The organism is Amycolatopsis acididurans, assembly GCF_012328925.1.
Taxonomy (GTDB): Bacteria; Actinomycetota; Actinomycetes; order Mycobacteriales; family Pseudonocardiaceae; genus Amycolatopsis_E; species Amycolatopsis_E acididurans.
The window spans coordinates 74,018-92,708 of sequence record NZ_JAAXLS010000024.1 but is presented as its reverse complement, the minus strand read 5'-3'; the positions used below and the strand labels follow the sequence as shown (position 1 = coordinate 92,708).

Annotated in this window: 12 protein-coding genes; 5 read left to right on the top strand and 7 right to left on the bottom strand. The window is 69.1% G+C overall.

The window, feature by feature from the left end:
- Positions 1–44: 44 nt before the first annotated feature.
- Genes HFP15_RS27350 through HFP15_RS27340 form a run of 3 tightly spaced genes read right to left on the bottom strand, consistent with a single transcriptional unit; the run spans position 45 to position 2,800 of the window.
- Positions 45–1,085 carry an ABC transporter substrate-binding protein gene (locus tag HFP15_RS27350; protein ID WP_312871769.1) on the bottom strand — a complete coding sequence of 347 codons (1,041 nt, stop codon included), beginning with the start codon at positions 1,083–1,085 and terminating at the stop codon, positions 45–47.
- Positions 1,086–1,118: 33 nt separating this feature from the next.
- Positions 1,119–1,979: an ABC transporter permease gene (locus tag HFP15_RS27345; protein ID WP_168519619.1), complete on the bottom strand. Its 861-nt coding sequence runs from the start codon at positions 1,977–1,979 to the stop codon at positions 1,119–1,121.
- Positions 1,976–2,800, bottom strand: coding sequence for an ABC transporter ATP-binding protein (locus HFP15_RS27340; protein ID WP_168519618.1), 825 nt, complete (start codon positions 2,798–2,800; stop codon positions 1,976–1,978). The genes HFP15_RS27345 and HFP15_RS27340 overlap by 4 nt, the downstream gene beginning before the upstream one ends.
- A 232-nt stretch (positions 2,801–3,032) precedes the next feature.
- Here HFP15_RS27340 and HFP15_RS27335 point away from each other — a divergent pair, with 232 nt between their 5' ends.
- The 5 genes from HFP15_RS27335 (at position 3,033) to HFP15_RS27315 (ending at position 9,522) form a co-directional block, all read left to right on the top strand.
- The gene (locus tag HFP15_RS27335; protein WP_168519617.1) at positions 3,033–4,646 is read left to right on the top strand and encodes an ATP-binding protein; all 1,614 of its coding nucleotides are present in this window, start codon (positions 3,033–3,035) and stop codon (positions 4,644–4,646) included.
- Positions 4,643–5,317: a response regulator gene (locus HFP15_RS27330; RefSeq protein WP_168519616.1), complete on the top strand. Its 675-nt coding sequence runs from the start codon at positions 4,643–4,645 to the stop codon at positions 5,315–5,317. Before HFP15_RS27335 ends, HFP15_RS27330 begins: the two co-directional genes overlap by 4 nt.
- Before the next feature lie 151 nt (positions 5,318–5,468).
- Positions 5,469–7,418, top strand: coding sequence for a Stk1 family PASTA domain-containing Ser/Thr kinase (gene pknB / locus HFP15_RS27325; protein ID WP_168519615.1), 1,950 nt, complete (start codon positions 5,469–5,471; stop codon positions 7,416–7,418).
- Between the two features lie 209 nt (positions 7,419–7,627).
- A complete protein-coding gene (locus HFP15_RS27320; RefSeq protein ID WP_168519614.1) occupies positions 7,628–8,935 on the top strand; it encodes a wax ester/triacylglycerol synthase family O-acyltransferase in 1,308 nt (435 codons plus the stop codon).
- A 113-nt stretch (positions 8,936–9,048) separates the two neighbouring features.
- Entirely contained in the window at positions 9,049–9,522 is a 474-nt protein-coding gene (locus HFP15_RS27315; RefSeq protein WP_312871768.1) for a 2'-5' RNA ligase family protein, read from the top strand.
- 467 nt (positions 9,523–9,989) lie between these two features.
- Here HFP15_RS27315 and HFP15_RS27310 read toward each other — a convergent pair whose 3' ends face one another.
- From HFP15_RS27310 to gltB, 4 genes are all read right to left on the bottom strand, one after another.
- A complete protein-coding gene (locus tag HFP15_RS27310) occupies positions 9,990–11,381 on the bottom strand; it encodes a class II 3-deoxy-7-phosphoheptulonate synthase (RefSeq protein ID WP_312871767.1) in 1,392 nt (463 codons plus the stop codon).
- A gap of 96 nt (positions 11,382–11,477) precedes the next feature.
- Complete coding sequence (locus HFP15_RS27305; RefSeq protein ID WP_168519612.1) at positions 11,478–12,404, bottom strand: trypsin-like serine peptidase; 927 nt, start codon at positions 12,402–12,404, stop codon at positions 11,478–11,480.
- 157 nt (positions 12,405–12,561) lie between these two features.
- On the bottom strand, positions 12,562–14,070 hold the full coding sequence (locus HFP15_RS27300) for a glutamate synthase subunit beta (protein WP_168519611.1): 1,509 nt from the start codon (positions 14,068–14,070) through the stop codon (positions 12,562–12,564).
- A complete protein-coding gene (gene gltB / locus HFP15_RS27295; protein ID WP_168519610.1) occupies positions 14,063–18,634 on the bottom strand; it encodes a glutamate synthase large subunit in 4,572 nt (1,523 codons plus the stop codon). The genes HFP15_RS27300 and gltB overlap by 8 nt, the downstream gene beginning before the upstream one ends.
- Positions 18,635–18,691 lie beyond the last annotated feature (57 nt).

The following is an 18,691-nucleotide window of genomic DNA, read 5'->3' as shown; positions in this document are numbered from 1 at the left end:
GGGCCGGGGCTCGTGGGGGGTGTCCGTGAGCCCCGGCCGGGCGGTTATTTCGCTGCTTGGACGAACTTGTCGGTGTAGGTCTTGCTCAGGTCGATGTTCTTGCCCTTGACGTCGGGGTTGAACGCCTGCAGCACGGCGAGATCGGTCGGCGGGCCGCTCGGCGGCATGAGTCCTGTCGGGTTGTAGATGCCCTTCTCGTTGTCGAAGGCCTTCGCGTAGGCGTCCTTGCCCGGGCCCGCGTAGTAGTCGGCGGGCATCTGGTCGGCCACCTGCGCGCCGTTGTGCGCCTGGATCCACTTGAGCGTCTCGACGTAGGCGTTGACGAGCTTCTGCACGACGTCCGGATGACTATCCACATAGGACGTCGTCATGTACAGCGAGGTCGCCGGGTACTCGCCGCCGAGCTGCTGTGCCGTGGCCTGCGCCGTGCGCATGTCCAGCAGGATGTACGCGGCACCTTGGGACAGCGCGGTGGACACGGTGGGCTCGGTGGTCATCGCGCAGTCGACGTTGCCGTGCTGCAGCGCGCCGATCAGGGTCGACCCCGACTGCACGCCGACGCGGTGGATGGTGGCCGGGTTGACACCGTTCTTCTGTGCCAGGTACTGGGTCAGAAAGTCCGTGGACGAGCCCAGATCGGTCACGCCGAGGTTCCGGCCCGTCCAGTCCGCCGGCGAGTGGATCTGGTCCTTCACCTCGTTGCGGCACAGCTCGACCTCACCCGGCGTGGTCAGCATCGAGACCACGGACTCCAGCGACTGGCCGAGCCCCTGCATGGCGATCGTGTGGTCGTAGAACCCGCCCACGCCGTCGATCTTGCCCGCCACCATGTTCGTGGTGGCGTCGACGCCGGCGCCCTCGTCCTGCAGCGTCACGTTGAGGCCCTGCTGCTGGTAGTAGCCGAGCCGCTGGGCCAGCATGAACGGCAGGTAGATCTGCTTGTTCAGGCCGCCGACCATGATCGTGACCGGGGTGCCGTTGCCGCCGCTGGAGCTGGTACCCGAGTTCTGGCTCGCGGTCGACGCGCAGCCGGTCACGCTCAGGGCCAGCGCCGCGACCGCGGCCAGCCATTTCTTCCTGTGCACAGTGATCTCCTTTGATCGGGAATCCAGGGGTGGTCACAGATCGGGGCCGGTGAGCTGGGTGGGCCGCCAGCGCAGCAGGCGGCGTTCGAGCCGGGTGATGAGCCATTCGGCGATCAGCGCGACGATCGCCATGATCACCATCGCCGCCCAGACCCCGTTGGCGTCGAATGCGCCCTGGGCGTTCTTGATCAGCACGCCGAGACCGGCGTAGCCGCCGAGGAACTCCCCCACGATCGCGCCGATGAGTGCGAATCCGAAACTGACGTGCAGGCTCGCGATGATCCACGTGAAGGCCGAGGGCAGCACGACCTGACGGGTGACCTGCCAGCGTGACGCGCCGAGGATGCTGGCGTTGGCGATGAAGTTGCGGTCGACCTCGCGGGTGCCCTGGAAGGCGTTGAAGAAGACCCCGAAGAACACCAGCACGATCACCAGCAGGATCTTCGATTCGAGCCCGAGCCCGAACGCGAGGACGAACACCGAACCGAGCACGATGCGCGGGATGGCGTTGAGAACCTTGATGAACGGGCCGAACACGTCGGAGAGGAACCGGATCCGGCCGAGCGCGATGCCGCAGACGATGCCGAGCACGGTGCCGATGGCGAACCCGATCAGCGCCTCCTGCAACGTCGTCCAGATCTGGCTGCCCAGCGAACCGATCGCGGTGCCCTCGGTGATCCACGCCCGCAGCCGGTCGTAGATACCGGATGGGAGTCCATAAAGGACGATGCTTTTCTGGTCGCCCTGCACGAGCAGCTGCCAGCCGCCGAGCACGACCACGAGCACCGCGATCTGGGTCGCGTGCACCAGCGCCGTCCGGGAGCCCCGCCGGCGCCGGGCACGCCGGGTGGGGCCGGCGGCCGCGCGGACCGGCTCGTCGATCCGGGTTGTCATGCGTCCTCCTGTCCGGGGGTGGCGGTGATCTGGGAGTAGGCGAGGTCGACCTCGGCCCGTAGCGCCTCCCAGATCTGCTGGTACAGATCGACGAACCGGGGGTCGAACCGGATCTCCTGCACGACGCGGGGGCGCGGGAGGTCGATCCGGAAGCGGGCCTTGATGGTCGCGGCGGGGCCCGCGGTGAGCACGACGACCGTGTCGGCGAGCGCGATCGCCTCTTCGAGGTCATGGGTGACGAAAACCACGGCGGGGCGGGTCAAATCCCACAGGGCGAGCAACTCGGTCGACATTTTCGAGCGGGTCTGGACGTCGAGCGCGCTGAACGGCTCGTCCATCAGGATCACCCTGGGCTCGTTGATGAGGTTCTGCGCGAGCGCGACCCGTTTGCGCATACCGCCGGAAAGCTGGTGCGGGTAGCGGTCCTCGAAGCCGCTCAGCCCGACCCGGCGAATCCAGTCGCGGGCGTCGGCGAAGGCCTCGCGCTTGCCGACACCGCGGAACCGCGGCCCGGCGGAGACGTTGTCCAGCACCGTTTTCCACGGCAGGATCGCGTCGGTCTGGAACATGAAACCGACCTCCGGCGTGATACCGGACACCGGTTTCCCGTGCACCCGCACCGTTCCCTCCGACGGTGTTTCGAGCCCGGCGACGAGGGTCAGCGTCGTCGACTTGCCGCATCCGGTCGGGCCCACCACCGCGCAGAACTCGCCGGGCCCGACCTCGAGGTCCAGGTCGCGCAGGGCCGTGTAGGGCTCGGGGCCTTCGGTGGCGAAGCGTTTGGTCACCCCACGAAGCTCGATCGCCGCTGTCGTGTCCACGCCGCGTCCTTCCTGCCGGGTTCGGTGTGGGAGTGGACGCTAAAAGCGCGTTCGAGCGCGGAAAACGTTGTGCGCGATACCCGCCGCGGAGTGCGTTTACGACGGTTTTGCTCGAAAAGCTCGCCCGGCAACCGGACGTTCCGGGCTTTTCGCGCACCGCTTCTTGGCATCGCCCGGCCGCCGTGATGTCATCCCTGACAGCCCCTATGACGAGTGGCGGAGCGGAGTGGTCATGTGGCGAAGCCGGCCGCTGGCATCCCAGATCCTGATGGGCGTACTGGGAATCCTGCTCGCCACCGTGTCCGCGGGCGCCCTGCTCTACGTCAAGCTGACCGGCGAGACGCTCGACGCGCAGTACGAGCAGCGAGCGCTGGGCATCGCGAACGCGGTCGCCCAGATGGAACCCATTCGTGAGGCGCTGCCCGCGCGCGACCCCGGCCATGTCGTGCAGAGCACGGCCGAACAGGTGCGGCTCGCCACCGGCGCGGCCTACGTCGTGGTCACCGACCGGACCGGGCTGCGCTACTCGCACACCAATGTGGACCTGATCGGCCGGCGCCTCGAGGAACCCGTCGCGGCGCTGGACGGCCAGTCCCACCTCGGCATCGACGACGGCAGCCTCGGCCGCTCGGCGAACGCCCGCGTTCCCCTGCGTGGTCCGGACGGCACGATCGCCGGTCAGATCTCCGTGGGCATCCTGGAAGAACAGGTATCCAGCGAACTCGCCAAGGCCGCCCTCTGGGTGGTGCTCTACTCAGCGCTGGCGCTCACGGTCGGCGTCGTGGCCTCGTGGTTGCTCGCCCGGCGCATCAAGCGGGTCACCTTCGGCCTCGAACCGTCGGAGATCGTCGCCCTGCTCCAGGAACGCGAGGCGATGCTGCACGGTATCCGCGAAGGTGTGCTCGGGCTCGACCCCGACGGCCGGATCGAGGTCGTCAACGACGAGGCCCGCCGCCTGCTCGCCGTCACCGGAACGGTGCGCGGTCGCACGCCACGCGAGGTGCTGGCTCCGGGACGGCTGCTCGATCTGCTGGAGGGCACCGGAAACGCTCGCGACGAGGTCGTTCTCACCGACGAATTCCTGCTCGTGGTCAACAAGATGCCGGTTGTCCTTTCCGGACGGAACGCGGGCTCGGTGATCACCCTGCGGGACCGCACCGAACTGGAGGGACTGATGCGCGAACTGCACGCCGTCACCGGGCTCACCAACGCGTTGCGTGCGCAGGAGCACGAGTTCAGCAACCGCCTGCACGTACTGTCAGGTCTGCTGGGCGTCGGCGATGCCGACGAGGCGGCGCGCTACCTCGCGGAGATCTCCCAGCCCATCACCTCGCCGGGCACTGATCTGCGCTCGCGGATCGCTCCGCCCGAACTCGCCGCGCTGCTGGCGGCGAAGGTGACCGTCGCCGCGGAACGCGACGTCCTGGTCACCGTCAGCCGCGACTCACGCCTCGACCTGCCCACGGTCGACGCGAACGCGCTCGTGACCGTGCTGGGCAACCTCATCGACAACGCGGTGGACGCGGTCGCCGGTTGCCCCGAACCGCGCACCGTCGTGGTGCGCCTGCGGGATGCCGACGGCGTCGTGCGCATGAGCGTGCACGATTCCGGGCCGGGCATTCCGGAGGAGGCGCTGCACGAGATCTTCGCCGACGGCTTCTCCACCAAGTCCAGCCGCGGCTCGATGCGCCGGGGCCTTGGCCTCGCGCTGGTCCACCGGCTGGTGCGGCGCGCGGGCGGCACCATCACCGTCACCCCGGGCCCCGGCGCCCGATTCGAGGTCAGCATTCCCGGCGATGGGCACCACGGCGGATCGCGGCTGGACGAGCTGGAGCACGCACGATGATCAGGACGCTCGTCGTGGACGACGACTACCGGGTGGCCGCGATCCACGCGGCGGGCATCGACCGGGTGCCCGGATTCACCTGCGTCGGGCGCGCGCACAGCGCCGCCGACGCGCGCCGCGCCATCGCCGAACTCCAGCCGCAGCTGGTGGTGCTCGACATCTATTTGCCCGACGAGGACGGGCTGAGTGTGCTCAAAGGGCTCAAGGCGCAGGATCAGCACGGGCCCGACTGCATCGTGATCACGGCGTCGCGCGATCTGAGCACGGTCCGCACGGCCATGCGCCTCGGCGCCGTCTACTACCTCGTCAAGCCGTTCGGATTTCCGCAGTTCCGTACCCAGCTGGAGGCCTACCGCCGCTGGCGCGAACAGGCATTCCGGCCCGGTGAGGCCGACCAGCACACGGTCGACGCGCTGTTCGGGATGCTGCGTGGTCCGGCGGCGTCCGCGACCGAGGCGCTCGCGCCGACGATGAGAAACGTCCTGGAGACCGTGCGCCAATCACCGGTGGCACTGACAGCGAGCACGCTCGCGACACGACTCGGTATCAGCAGACCGACGGCACAGCGTTACCTCAGCGAGCTGCATCGCCGAGGGCTCGTCGAACTGAGCCTCGAATACGGCAACGCCGGCCGTCCGGTCCACCGCTACACGGTTCCGGCGCTCGCCTGAGAGCCCGCGGGGTCACGCACGGGCTCGAGCACGCGTCCAAGGCCGCGTCGGTGATCCGGGCGCACAGCAGGGATCCGCAGGTCGGCGGCCTGTTTCCGGGGCACATCGGCAGGAAATGGCCGAGCTGGCCCAGGGCGTACGATCGGCAACCGTGACAACCACCGACACCAGTCTCGGCGGGACGCTTCTGGAACGGCGTTACCGGGTCGACGCGCCGATCGCCAGGGGCGGGATGTCCTCGGTGTACCGGGGGGCCGACACCCGGCTGGACCGGCCGGTCGCCATCAAGATCATGGACCCCCGCTTCGCCGACGACCGGTCCTTCGTGGAGCGGTTCGAGCGCGAGGCGCGGTCGGCGGCGCAACTGCACCACCCGAACGTCGTCACGGTGCACGACCAGGGTGTCGATGGGGATCACGTCTTCCTGGTCATGGAACTGGTCGACGGCGGCACGCTGCGCGATCTGCTCGACGCGCGCGGCTCGCTCGACATCCCGCTCGCGTTGAGCGTGACCGAGCAGATGCTCGCCGCGCTCGCCGCGGCGCACCACGCGGGTCTGGTGCACCGCGACGTCAAACCCGAGAACGTGCTCATCGGGCGCACCGGCACCCCACCGACGGGCGTGGTGAAGGTGGCAGACTTCGGCCTGGTGCGCGCGGTCGCCAGCGCGGGAACGACCAGTTCCAGCGTCATCCTCGGCACCGTCGCCTACCTCTCGCCGGAGCAGGTGGCCGAGGGCAACGCCGCCGAACGCGGCGACGTGTACTCGGCCGGCATCGTGCTGTACGAAATGCTCACCGGCAAGGCGCCCTACACCGGCGACACCGCGATCTCGGTCGCCTACCGGCACGTGAACGACGACGTGCCCGCGCCGGGCACCGCGGTGCCCGGCATCCCGCCCGCACTCGACGACCTCGTGCTGCGTGCCACGCGGCGCGACCCCGAGGCACGGCCCGCCAACGCGGGCGGATTCCTGCGCGAACTGCGCCAGATCCGGGCCGCCCTCGGCATCGCGCCGGTCCCGATTCCGGTGCCGGGCAAGGAACAGCCACCCCCGGACGCGGAACAGACCGTGCCCGCCTTCGCCCCGGTCAACGTTGCCGGGCCGCGCGGAACGCGGGCCATGCCGCGGCCGGCGCCGCCCGTGAACCCCACCATGGTCGGCCAGTTGCCACCACCGGTTCCGCCGACCGCACCAGCGGGCGAGGACAACCGGCGGCGCAGGATAGGGATCTGGGCCGGCATCGCGGTGCTGCTGCTGGCGCTCGTCGGCACGGGCGTCTGGTGGTTCACCGCCGGATCGCCGGGTGCGAGGACCGTCGCGGTGCCGCAGGTGGCGGGCATGGATCAGGCCACCGCGGACCAAACGTTGCGACAGCAGGGATTCACGGCCAAATTCGTCAAGAAGGCGCACAACACCGTCGCGGCCGGGCGAGCCATCGACACCCAGCCGGCGGCGGGCACTTCCGCCGAACGAGGCAGCGAGGTCACGGTCGCCCTTTCCTCCGGCAGGCCCGTTGTGCCCGACATCAGCGCGGGCACGTCCATCGCCGAGGCCGAGGCCGCCATCACCGCCGCACAGCTGAAACCGGTGCGCGACGCGGGTGCCGACCAGTACAGCTCGTCGGTGCCCAAGGGCGGCGTCATCGGGGTGGTTCCGCAGCCGGGCACGCAGCTCGACATCGGCAGCGACGTCAAGATCGCGGTGTCCAAGGGCGCGCCACCGCGCCCGGTTCCCGACGTCACCGGAATGCCGAGGGACCAGGCGTTCCAGGTCCTGCGCTCGCAGGGATTCGATCCGTTCGACGCCGGCCAGGAGTTCTCCCAGGACGTCGAGGCGGGCAAGGTGACGCGCACGAGCCCGCAGTCCGGCGATGACAGCGGCACCACGCGCGTCGGCGTTTTCGTGTCGAATGCCGTTTCGGTACCGTCGGTGGTGGGTAGCTCGATCCAGGACGCCGTCCAAACTCTCGAGGCGGCAGGGCTCCAAGCGGATCTCAAGGGTCGGGATCACGGCTTCGGGTTCGTCATCGACCAGAATCCGGAAGCGGGCAAACTGGTCAAGCAGGGAACCAAGGTAAGCCTGAAAACAATTCCATGATTTATGCCTGATTCATTCGAAATTCAATATCCGCCGGAACAAGGGCCGAAAGTCCTCAATCGAAAAGTCCTTAGTGGACAGATCTTCCTCCTTTCGAGTGAAGGGAGATCCTGTTAGCGCCGTGGAAACACAGCGACTACGCTCCCGTCATGTCCGTGCGTTGCAGTAGTAGCCAACTCCAATTCTGAATGACCACAGAAGGGTCGACTATGGCTGGCCGCCAGCTCAGCGGGCTCGATGTAGCTTTCCTGTGCCTGGAGGGGGAAACGACCCCTATGCACATGGGTGCGGTGGTGATCTTTCATCCGCACCATGCCGTGGATCCAGACAAGATCGTGAAACTCCTCGCCGACCGCGCCGCCCGGATTCCGCGGCTGCGTCAGCGAGTCATGCCGGCGCTGTTCGGTTTCGGCGGCGCGAGCTGGAGCGACGACCCGAAGTTCGATCCGCCGGCGCATATCCACACCCACGAGCTCGCGGAATTCTGTGAGGAAGACCCGCTCGCGTCCTACGCGGCGGAGTGGATCGAGCAGCCTTTGGACCTGCGCAGGCCGCCGTGGGATCTGCGCGTGGTGACCGGGCTGCCGGACGGCAAGTTCGCGCTCCTGCTCAAGCTGCACCACTCGTTCACCGACGGCGCGGGTGCGTTCTCCGTCGCGGCGGGGCTGCTGGACGAACTGCCCTTCACCCGCACGCTGATGGCCTCCGCACAGACGCCCCGGCGCGAACGTTCCACGCTCGGCATGGTCAAGGACGCGATCAGCGGGGCAAGCGAGAACGCCTCGATCGCGTCCTCCATCGTGCGCGCGACCAGGCCGTATCCGGTCTCACCGCTGGCCGCGCCCAGCTCGACGAGCCGTCGCCTCGGCTTCGCGAGGCTCGAGCTGAGCGAGATCAGGAAGGTGCGCTCGGTGCACGGCGGCACCTCCAACGACGTGATTCTCGCCGTGCTGTCCGGCGCGCTGCGGCAGTGGATGATCAACCGGGGGCAGCGGGTGGCGGGACGGCCGCTGCGGGCGCTGGTGCCGGTCAGCATCCGGGCCAGGGAGTCGGGCTCGTCGGGGAACCAGCTGTCTGGCTACCTCTGCGAGCTGCCCGTGCATCTGGACGATCCGGTCGAACGACTGCGCGAGATCCGGCGTTCGATGAACCGGAACAAGGCCGCGGGCCCGACGACGGGCGCCGGTGCGCTGCCGGTACTGGCGGAGCGGATCCCGTCTCCGGTGCACCGGCTGGCCACGAAGGTCGCCGGGCAGGCCGCCGGGCTCCTGTTCGACACCGTGATCACGAACGTGCCGCTGCCCAAGCTCAAGCTGACCATGGACGGCGCGGCGCTGCGGGAAATTTACCCACTGGTACCGCTCGCACCACGAAATGCCCTGGGCATCGCGGCGGCGATCTTCCACAATTCCGTCCACATTGGACTTCAGGCGAACGGTGCCGCGGTTCCGGACACCGGGTCGCTGCGGGACGCGGTGCTCAAATCGGCCGCTGCTCTATACGAGCGGTCGATCTAGGGATTGTCACCGGCATGCGTCATGATTAATCCATGCCGGTCCCCCCAGCTCAGTGGCTACCCTCTGCGACGAAAAGCGCCATAATCGTGCCCGTACCGGAAACGGACCACTTGGTGGCGTCGCACCGGCGTGCGCTGAGCCCGGCGGCGAACGACGTGCCCGCGCACGTCACGGTGCTGTATCCGTTCGTGCGGCCCAGTCTGATCGGTGCGGGCACGATCGCGGAGATCGAGCAGGCGCTGCGCGGGATCTCGGCGTTCGAATGCGCTTTCACCCAGGTCAAATGGTTCGGGGATGAAGTCGTGTGGCTGGAACCCAAGCCGGACGCACATTTCCGCGCACTTACCCGCGCGGTTTGTGAACGTTTCCCCGGCCATGAACCGTATGCGGGCGAGCACCCGGAAACCGTGCCACACCTGACTGTCGCCGACAGCCGCACCGGGGACCCGGACAGCAAACGCCGCGCCGCACCGGACATCGCGGCCGCGCTGCCCATCCACGCCACAATCGACACGGTGCGTTTGGTAGCAGGCACCGACGAACACGGCCCGTGGCACACCGTCGCCGAATTCCCCCTCCCCACCTAACGCGAGTCCCGACTTCCCCGCGCCCGAGTCGAGGCTTCCCGGCGGCCGAGTCGAGGCTTCCCGGCGCCCGAGTCCCGACTTCCCCGCGCCCGAGTGCGGAGTTCCATGCGGTGGAACCCAGCCTTCCGCGCGGCCGAGTCCAGCGTTGCCTGCGTCGCAGCCGCAAGTTCAGAACGCGGCCGCCGGGAACCCCGGCTCGGGCGCGTCGAACCCCGAACTCAGCCACGCGGAACCTCCGACTCGGGCGCCCGGAACCCTCGACTCGCGCGCCCCGACTCCCCGACTCGGCCTCCGGAACCTCCGACCCGGCCGCCGGGAACCCCGAACTCAGGCGCCCGGAACCCCCGACTCGCGCGCGTCGAACCCCCGACTCAGCCGCCCGGAACCCCCGACTCGCGCACGTCGAACCCTCGACTCGGGCGCCGGGAAGCCTCAACTCGGGCGCGGGGAAGTCTGGACTCGCGGGGTTAGTCGCGGAGCATTTCTGCTACCAGGAATGCCAGCTCCAGGCTCTGCTGGGTGTTGAGCCTCGGGTCGCACGCCGTCTCGTAGCGGCCGGCCAGGTCGACGTCCGAGATCTCCTGTGCGCCGCCCAGGCACTCGGTGACGTCCTCGCCCGTCAGCTCCACGTGGATGCCGCCGGGGTAGCTGCCGATCTTGTGGTGCACCTCGAAGAAGCCCTGCACCTCGTCGATGATCCGGTCGAAGTGCCGCGTCTTGTACCCGGTGCTCGCCTCGTGTGTGTTGCCGTGCATCGGGTCGCACTGCCAGATCACCTTGTGCCCGGTGGCTTCCACGGCCTCCACGATGGCCGGCAGCACGTCGCGCACCTTTCCGTTGCCCATGCGCGAAATCAGCGTGAGGCGACCGGGCTCGTTGTGCGGGTCGAGGCGTTTGACGTACTGGGCGGCCTGCTCGGGCGTCGTCGTCGGGCCGACCTTCACGCCGATGGGGTTCGCCAGCAGCTCGGCGAACGCGATGTGCGCGCCGTCCAGCTGCCGCGTGCGCTCGCCGATCCACAGAAAGTGTGACGACAGGTTGTACAGCTTCGGGTTGGCCGCGTCGGCGTTGTCCAGCCGCAGCAGCGCCCGCTCGTAGTCCAGCAGGAGCGCCTCGTGACTGGCGAAGATCTCGGTCGAGTGCAGCGACGTGTCGGTGACCCCGCAGGCCGACATGAACCGCAACCCGCGGTCGATCTCCCCGGCCAGCGCCTCGTACCGCTCACCGGCGGGCGAGGTGCGCACGAAGTCCTTGTTCCAGTCGTGCACCTTCGTCAGATCGGCCAGCCCGGACGCGGTCAGCGCCCGCACCAGGTTCATCGCCGCACCGGCGTTGGCGTAGGCGCGGATCATCCGGCCCGGGTCCGGCACCCGCAGCTCCGGCTTCGCGACGAGCGAGTTCACGATGTCGCCGCGGTACACCGGCAGGCCCAGCGCGTCGGTGGCGTTCGAACGCGGCTTGGCGTACTGCCCCGCGATACGCCCCACCTTCACGACCGGCAGGCTCGCCCCGTACGTCAGCACGACGGCCATCTGCAGCAGCGTGCGCAGGTTCGCCCGGATGTGCGGTTCGGTGTTGGACTCGAACGTCTCGGCGCAGTCGCCGCCCTGGAGCAGGAACGCCTCACCCCGCGCCACCATCGCCAGCCGCTCGCGCAGCCGGTCGATCTCGACCGGAACGGTGATCGGCGGCACACTTTCCAGCACCGCGCGCACCCGCCGCGTCGCGTCGGCGTCCGGCCACTCCGGCTGCTGAGCGGCCGGGCGGGCGAGCGCGTCGTCGAGCCGTTCCCGCAGCTGGGGCGGCAACGGCGGGAGGTCGGGAAGTGTCTCGACGGGGACGTCCACTGTCCAGTTCACAGGACCCAGGATATGGGGTCGACGGCGGCCGGGGTGGCCCGGCCACCGTCGATCACACCTACCGCCGGCTCAGCACCGGATCGTCGCGGCCTCGAGCTACTTCGACTGCGCGGCTTTGTAGAGGTTCTGTACGTCGGAGCCGAAGTACGGGCCGAACATGTAGCCGGGCATGAACGTGTAGCCGAAGCTGTTCACCGAGTTCTGCAGGCCCGTGCCGGTGCCCTCGTCGAAGTTGACGAACCACGGACCGCCGCTGGACCCGCCGGTCATGTCGCAGCGCATCCCGTTGTCGTTGCTGGAGATGAAGTCGGTGAACGTGCTGCCGGAGCAGTAGTCCAGCTTGGTGCCGTCGTACTTGCCCTCGGCCGGGTAGCCGAAGGTGTACATGGTCTGGCCGCGCTGCTGGTTGAAGGCGATGCCCTGCCCGCCGACCACGTCGGTGAGGCGCCGGCCGTTCAACGGCTGGACCACCGCGGCCCCGACGTCGTAGTTGAGGTCCTCGCCGGCCTCCCACTGCGGGGTGGTCAGCGTCTGGCTCGCGGCCCATTCGCCGTAGGGCGCGTTGCCGTTGTCGTAGCCGGGCACGAAGACCCAGTTCGTGTGCCAGGTGCCCTGGTACTTCACGCAGTGCCCGGCGGTGATCACGACGCTCTTGTTGCCGCTGGTGACCGCGTCGCCGCTGCAGGACGCCTTGGCGCCGTTGAAAAGGAAGAAGACACGCCCGGCGGTCCTGGTGACCTTGCCGCCACCGGACCAGGGGCCGCCCGAGTTGGACGCCGAAGCCGGGACCGCCGACGGCAGCCCGCTCGGTACGAGGCGCTGAACCGCGTTGCCGACGGTGGCGAGCACGTTGTCCAGCGGAGTCGCGGCGCGCATCGCCTCGGGTGTCCAGAAGTCCGTCGCCGCCTGTGCATTACTCTGCGCCCGCAATGCGACGGACGGAGCCGCGGACGCGACCGGTGTCGCGAAGCCGGTGACGGCCGCGACCAAAGCGGCCAGAATCCCTACGCGAGTTTTCTTCACGACCGCCTCCCGACCCGTCGCCCAGCGCAAACTGAACGTGACGGTAGGTTGGCAGTATCGATCCAGGCAATGCTGCCATTCGGTCGCAGGGTGACCGCCGAACGGCGTAATGGCCCAGACCATGTGGGGCCCCAACGCGAGGGGCCCCTCACGGCCGTCAGACCACGGCGAGCGGGAGCGCCGTCGGGTGCACCGGAGCGGGCAGGTCCGACGCGCCGGTGAGGTAGGTGTCGACCGCGTTCGCGACCGAACGGCCTTCCGCGATCGCCCAGACCACGAGCGAGGCGCCGCGGTGCGCGTCACCGCAGACGAACACGCCGGGAGCCTCGGTCTGCCAGTCGGGCCCGCACGACAGCGTGCCCCGCTTGGTCAGCTCCAGACCGAGATCGTCGAGCAGCCGCATCTGCTCGACACCCTCGAACCCGATGGCCAGCAGCACCAGATCGGCCGGGATCTCCTCGATCGCGTCGTTGACCGGAACGACCTGCCGCACGCCCGTCTCCGGATCGCGCGACACCCGCACGTGCTGCAACTCGATGCCGCGTACGTGCCCGTTCTCGTCGCCGACGAACCGGCGCACCGCGACGCCGAACTTCCGCTCGCCACCCTCCTCGTGCGCCGGGTAGGTGCGCAGGATGTACGGCCAGGTCGGCCACGGCGACCGGTCGTCGTCGCGGGTCGTGGGCGGCATCGGGTACTGGTCGAGCTGGGTGATCGACGCGGCGCCCTGCCGGACCGCGGTGCCGTAGGAGTCGGCGCCGGTGTCGCCACCGCCGATGATCACGACGTGCTTGCCGTGCGCGTCGAGCGGCGACGGCCCGTCGCCCTCGCACTGCTTGTTGGCCGGCACGAGGTGCTCCATCGCGAGGTGGATGCCCTCGAGCCCGCGCCCTTCGGTGCTGTGGTCGTCCCGGCCGCGCAGCGCGCCGACCGCGAGCACCACCGCGTCGAAACGGGCCCGCAGCTCCTCGACGGTGATGTCGACCCCGACCTCGCAGCCCGTGACGAACTGCGTGCCCTCCTTGCGCAGCTGCGCCAGCCGGCGGTCGAGGTGCTTCTTCTCCATCTTGAACTCGGGAATGCCGTAGCGGAGCAGCCCGCCGAGCCGGTCGTCCCGCTCGAACACGGTGACCTCGTGCCCGGCGCGGGTCAGCTGCTGCGCCGCGGCGAGACCGGCGGGACCGGACCCGACGACCGCGACCCGCTGCCCCGAGGAGACCTCGGCGACCTGCGGCGCGACGATGCCCATCTCCCACGACTGCTCGGCGATGGTGGCCTCGATCCGCTTGATCGCCACCGGCCCGGCGGACAACGGCGAGATCGAGAGCACGCAGCCCGATTCGCACGGCGCGGGGCACAGCTTCCCGGTGAACTCCGGGAAGTTGTTGGTGGCGTGCAATCGTTCGCTGGCCGCCGCCCAGTGCCCCTGGCGCACCAGGTCGTTCCATTCCGGGATCAGGTTGCCCAGCGGGCAGCCCGAACTGCTGGAGTGGCAGAACGGGATGCCACAGTCCATGCACCGCGTTGCCTGGGTGCGCACCTGTTTGTTGCGTTCGTCCGAAGAGGACTGTGCGTAGACCTCGCGCCAGTCACCGGCCCGCTCGTCCTTGGCGCGCTTCTTCGGCTCCTCGCGCTCGAACTTCATGAAGCCCCGGGGGTCAGCCATTAGCAGCCTCCATCACTGCCTCGTCGACGTCGCGCCCCGTTGCCTTCGCCGCTTTCATCGCTTCCAGTACCCGCGCGTAGTCGCGCGGCATGATCTTCGTGAACGACGCCGAGCGGCGCGGCCAGTCACCCAGCAGCGACGCGGCGACGGTGGAGCGCGTGAGGTCGTGGTGACGCCGCACGATCTCCTTGAGCCAGGCCGCCTCGTCCGGCTCCAGCGTCAGCAGGTCGACCATCTCGTCGTTGACGTTGCCCCGGTCGAGGTCGAGCACGTAGGCGATGCCGCCGGACATGCCCGCCGCGAGGTTGCGGCCCGTCGGCCCGAGCACGACCGCCCGGCCGCCGGTCATGTACTCGAAAGCGTGGTCGCCCACGCCCTCGGCCACGATGGTGGCGCCGGAGTTGCGGACGCCGAACCGCTCGCCGACCTGACCGCGCAGGAACATCTCGCCCGCGGTCGCGCCGTAGGCCAGGGTGTTGCCCGCGATCACCTGACGCTCCGCCGCGAACGTCGCGTCCGGATGCGGCCGCACGATGATCCGCCCGCCGGACAGGCCCTTGCCGACGTAGTCGTTGGCGTCGCCGACCATCTCCAGCGTCACGCCGCGGGGCAGGAACGCGCCGAGCGACTGGCCCGCCGAACCGGTGAGCCGGACGTTGATGGTGCCATCCGGCAGGCCCGATCCGCCGTAGCGGCGGGTGATCTCCGAGCCGAGCAGCGTGCCGACGGTGCGGTTGACGTTACGCACGGGCAGTTCGAGGCGCACCGGATGCGCGTCCTCCAGCGCCGCCTCGGCGAGCTGGATGAGCGTGCGGTCCAGCGCGTGCTCCAGACCGTGGTCCTGCTCGCGGATCTTGCGCCGCGCGCTGCCGTACGGGGTGTCGGTGGGCATCTCGAAGACGGGCGAGAGGTCCAGTCCCTTGGCCTTCCAGTGCTCCACGGCCTCGTCCACGTCGAGCACGTCGGCCCGGCCGATGGCCTCGTCGAGCGTGCGGAACCCAAGCACGGCAAGGGTTTCCCGCACTTCCTGCGCGACGAACCGGAAGTAGTTGACCACGTGCTCGGCCTGTCCGGTGTAGCGCTTGCGCAGCTCCGGGTTCTGCGTAGCGACGCCGACCGGGCAGGTGTCGAGGTGACAGACGCGCATCATGATGCAGCCCGACACGATCAGCGGCGCGGTGGCGAAGCCGTACTCCTCGGCTCCGAGCAGCGCGGCGATCACCACGTCCCTGCCGGTCTTCATCGCACCGTCCACCTGCACGGTGATCCGGTCGCGCAGGCCGTTGAGCATCAGCGTCTGCTGCGTCTCGGCCAGCCCGACCTCCCACGGCGTGCCGGCGTGCTTGAGCGAGTTCATCGGCGAGGCACCGGTGCCGCCGTCGTGCCCCGAGATGAGCACCACGTCGGCGTGCGCCTTGGACACGCCTGCCGCGACCGTGCCGACGCCGAGCGAGCTGACCAGCTTCACGTGGATGCGGGCCTGTTCGTTGGCGTTCTTCAGGTCGTGGATCAGCTGCGCGAGATCCTCGATCGAGTAGATGTCGTGGTGCGGCGGCGGGGAGATGAGCCCGACGCCCGGCGTGGAGTGCCGGGTGCGTGCGATCCACGGGTACACCTTGTTCGGCGGGAGCTGACCGCCCTCGCCGGGCTTGGCGCCCTGCGCCATCTTGATCTGGATGTCGTCGGCGTTGACGAGGTACTCGCTGGTGACGCCGAACCGGCCGCTGGCGACCTGCTTGATCGCGCTGCGGCGCTCAGGGTCGTAGAGCCGCTCGGGGTCTTCCCCGCCCTCACCGGTGTTGGAGCGGCCGCCGATGCGGTTCATCGCGATGGCAAGGGTCTGGTGCGCCTCGGCCGAGATCGAACCGTAGGACATCGCACCGGTGTTGAACCGTTTGCAGATCGACTCGATCGACTCGACCTCGTCGATCGACACCGGCTGACGGGCCTCGTGGCGGAACTTGAACAGCCCGCGCAGCATCCCGCCGTCGCGGGCGAGGCGGTGGACCTCGTCGGTGTAGGCGCGGTAGGCCTCCTCGCGACGGCTCTTGGACGCGTGCTGCAGCAGGAACACCGTCTCCGGCGTGAACAGGTGCAGCTCGCCCTCACGGCGGTAGGCGTACTCGCCGCCGGAGTCCAGCCGCCGGTGCACGCGCTCGGTCGGGTTGTCCGGGTAGGCGCGCCGGTGCCGGATCGCGACCTCCTCGGCGAGCACGTCCAGTCCGACGCCGCCCAGTTTCGAGCTGGTGCCGGTGAAGTACTCGTCGAGCAGTTCCTGCGACAGGCCGACGGCCTCGAAGACCTGCGCGGCGGTGTAGGCGCTCACCGTCGAGATGCCCATCTTGGACATGATCTTCTGCACGCCCTTGACCAGCGCCTTGACGTAGCTGCGCACGGCCTGGCGCGACTCGACGCCGGTGAGGGTGGCCTGGTTGATCATGTCTTCGATGGTTTCGAAGGCCAGGTACGGGTTCACCGCGGCCGCGCCGTAGCCGAGCAGGCAGGCGATGTGGTGCACCTCGCGGGCGTCACCGGTCTCCACGACCAGCGCGACGCGCAGCCTTTCCTTGGTGCGCACCAGATGGTGGTGCACCGCGGAGACCAGCAGGAGCGACGGGATGGGCGCCATCCGGTGATCGGAGTCGCGGTCGGAGAGCACCAGCGTGCGCGCACCGGCCGCGATCGCCTCGGACGCCTCACGGCGCACCCGCTCGATCGCCTCGGCCAGCGCCTTGCCTCCACCGTCCACTTCGAACAGTCCGGACAGGACGGTGCAGGCGAAGCCGGGCAGGTCGCCGTCGTCGTTGATGTGGATCAGCTTGGCCAGCTCGTCGTTGTCGATCACCGGGTACGGCAGCTGGATGTGCCGACACGAGGCCGGACCGGGGTAGAGCAGGTTGCACTCCGGGCCCATGATCCGGCTCATCGAGGTGACCAGCTCCTCGCGGATCGCGTCCAGCGGCGGGTTGGTCACCTGGGCGAAGCCCTGCTTGAAGTAGTCGTAGAGCTGCCGGGATCGCTTGGACAGCACCGCGGGCGGGGTGTCGGTGCCCATCGATCCGATCGGCTCCGCGCCCTTGCTCGCCATCGGCGCGAGCAGGATCTTCAGCTCCTCTTCGGTGTAGCCGAAGGAAAGCTGGCGCCGCAGCACCGAGTCGTGGGTCTGCGTGACGTGATCGCGGTCGGCGAGATCGGCCAGCTGGAGCAGCCCGGCGTGTACCCACTCGCCGTAGGGCCGGCTGCGCGCGAGTCCCGTCTTGACCTCGTTGTCCTCGACGAGACGGCCGGCCTCGGTGTCCACCAGGAACATCCGGCCCGGCTTGAGGCGGCCCTTCGCGACCACCTGGTCCGGCGGCACGTCGAGCACACCGGCCTCACTGGCCAGCACGACGCGGTCGTCGGCGGTGCGCCACCAGCGCGCGGGACGAAGGCCGTTGCGGTCGAGGACCGCGCCGACGAGCGTGCCGTCGGTGAACGTGACACACGCCGGGCCGTCCCACGGCTCCATCAGGTTCGCGTGGAACTGGTAGAACGCACGGCGCTCGGCGTCCATGGTGGCGTGGTTCTCCCACGCCTCCGGGATCATCATCAGCACCGCGTGCGGCAGGCTGCGCCCGCCCAGGTGCAGCAGTTCGAGCACCTCGTCGAAGGAGGCGGAGTCCGACGCGTCGGGCGAGCAGATCGGGTACAGCCGGGACAGATCGCCGGGGATGAGGTCGGTCTCCAGCAGCGCCTCGCGGGCGCGCATGCGGTTGCGGTTGCCGCGCACGGTGTTGATCTCACCGTTGTGCGCGACGAACCGGAACGGATGCGCCAGCGGCCAGGACGGGAAGGTGTTGGTGGAGAACCGGCTGTGCACCAGCGCGATCGCGCTCTCCAGCCGCTCGTCACGCAGGTCCGCGAAGAACGCGGGCAGCTGCTCCGGGGTGACCATTCCCTTGTAGACCAGGGTTCGCGACGACAGCGACGGGAAGTACGTGCCGCATTCGGCGACCACGCTCTCGTGCTCGGCGCGCTTGCGCAGGCAGAAGGTGAGCCGGTCCAGCTCGACGCCGGCCGGGCGCACGCCGTCGGCGTCGGCCTTGCCCGCCACGAAAAGCATCGCGAAGTGCGGCATCACCGACCGCGCCGTCGGGCCGATGTCGGCCGCGTCGGCGTCGACCGGCACCTCGCGCCAGCCCAGCACGTCGAGGCTCTCTTCCTCGGCGAGCCGCTCGATCAGGGCGACCGCCTTCGCCCTCTGGTCGGTGTCGACGGGCAGGAACGCGATGCCCGCGGCGTAGCGCTGGTGCCCGCGAGCGTCCGGGTTGGGCAGTGCGAAACCGGCCTCGGCGCGCAGCAGCTGATCCGGCAGCTGCAGCAGGATCCCGGCTCCGTCACCGGAAGTGGGCTCGGCCCCGGCGGCTCCGCGATGATCGAGGTTCGTCAGCGCCGTCAATCCATCGGTGATGATTCTGTGTGAACGCCGCCCGCGGATATCAGCCACCATGGCGACACCACAGGAGTCCTGTTCGGTGGCAGGGTCGTACAGACCCTGCTTGCCTGGATTGGCGGAGAAGATCATGCGGGGACCTCCTTCGTCGTCTTCGTGCTCAGTTCGGAAAGTTCCCCCGGTTGCTGT

Coding starts and splice junctions, on each gene's coding strand:
- HFP15_RS27345 (WP_168519619.1), bottom strand. CDS start 1,979: ATGACAACCCGGATCGACGAGCCGGTCCGCGCGGCCGCCGGCCCCACC.
- HFP15_RS27335 (WP_168519617.1), top strand. CDS start 3,033: ATGTGGCGAAGCCGGCCGCTGGCATCCCAGATCCTGATGGGCGTACTG.
- HFP15_RS27330 (WP_168519616.1), top strand. CDS start 4,643: ATGATCAGGACGCTCGTCGTGGACGACGACTACCGGGTGGCCGCGATC.
- HFP15_RS27320 (WP_168519614.1), top strand. CDS start 7,628: ATGGCTGGCCGCCAGCTCAGCGGGCTCGATGTAGCTTTCCTGTGCCTG.
- HFP15_RS27300 (WP_168519611.1), bottom strand. CDS start 14,070: ATGGCTGACCCCCGGGGCTTCATGAAGTTCGAGCGCGAGGAGCCGAAG.
- gltB (WP_168519610.1), bottom strand. CDS start 18,634: ATGATCTTCTCCGCCAATCCAGGCAAGCAGGGTCTGTACGACCCTGCC.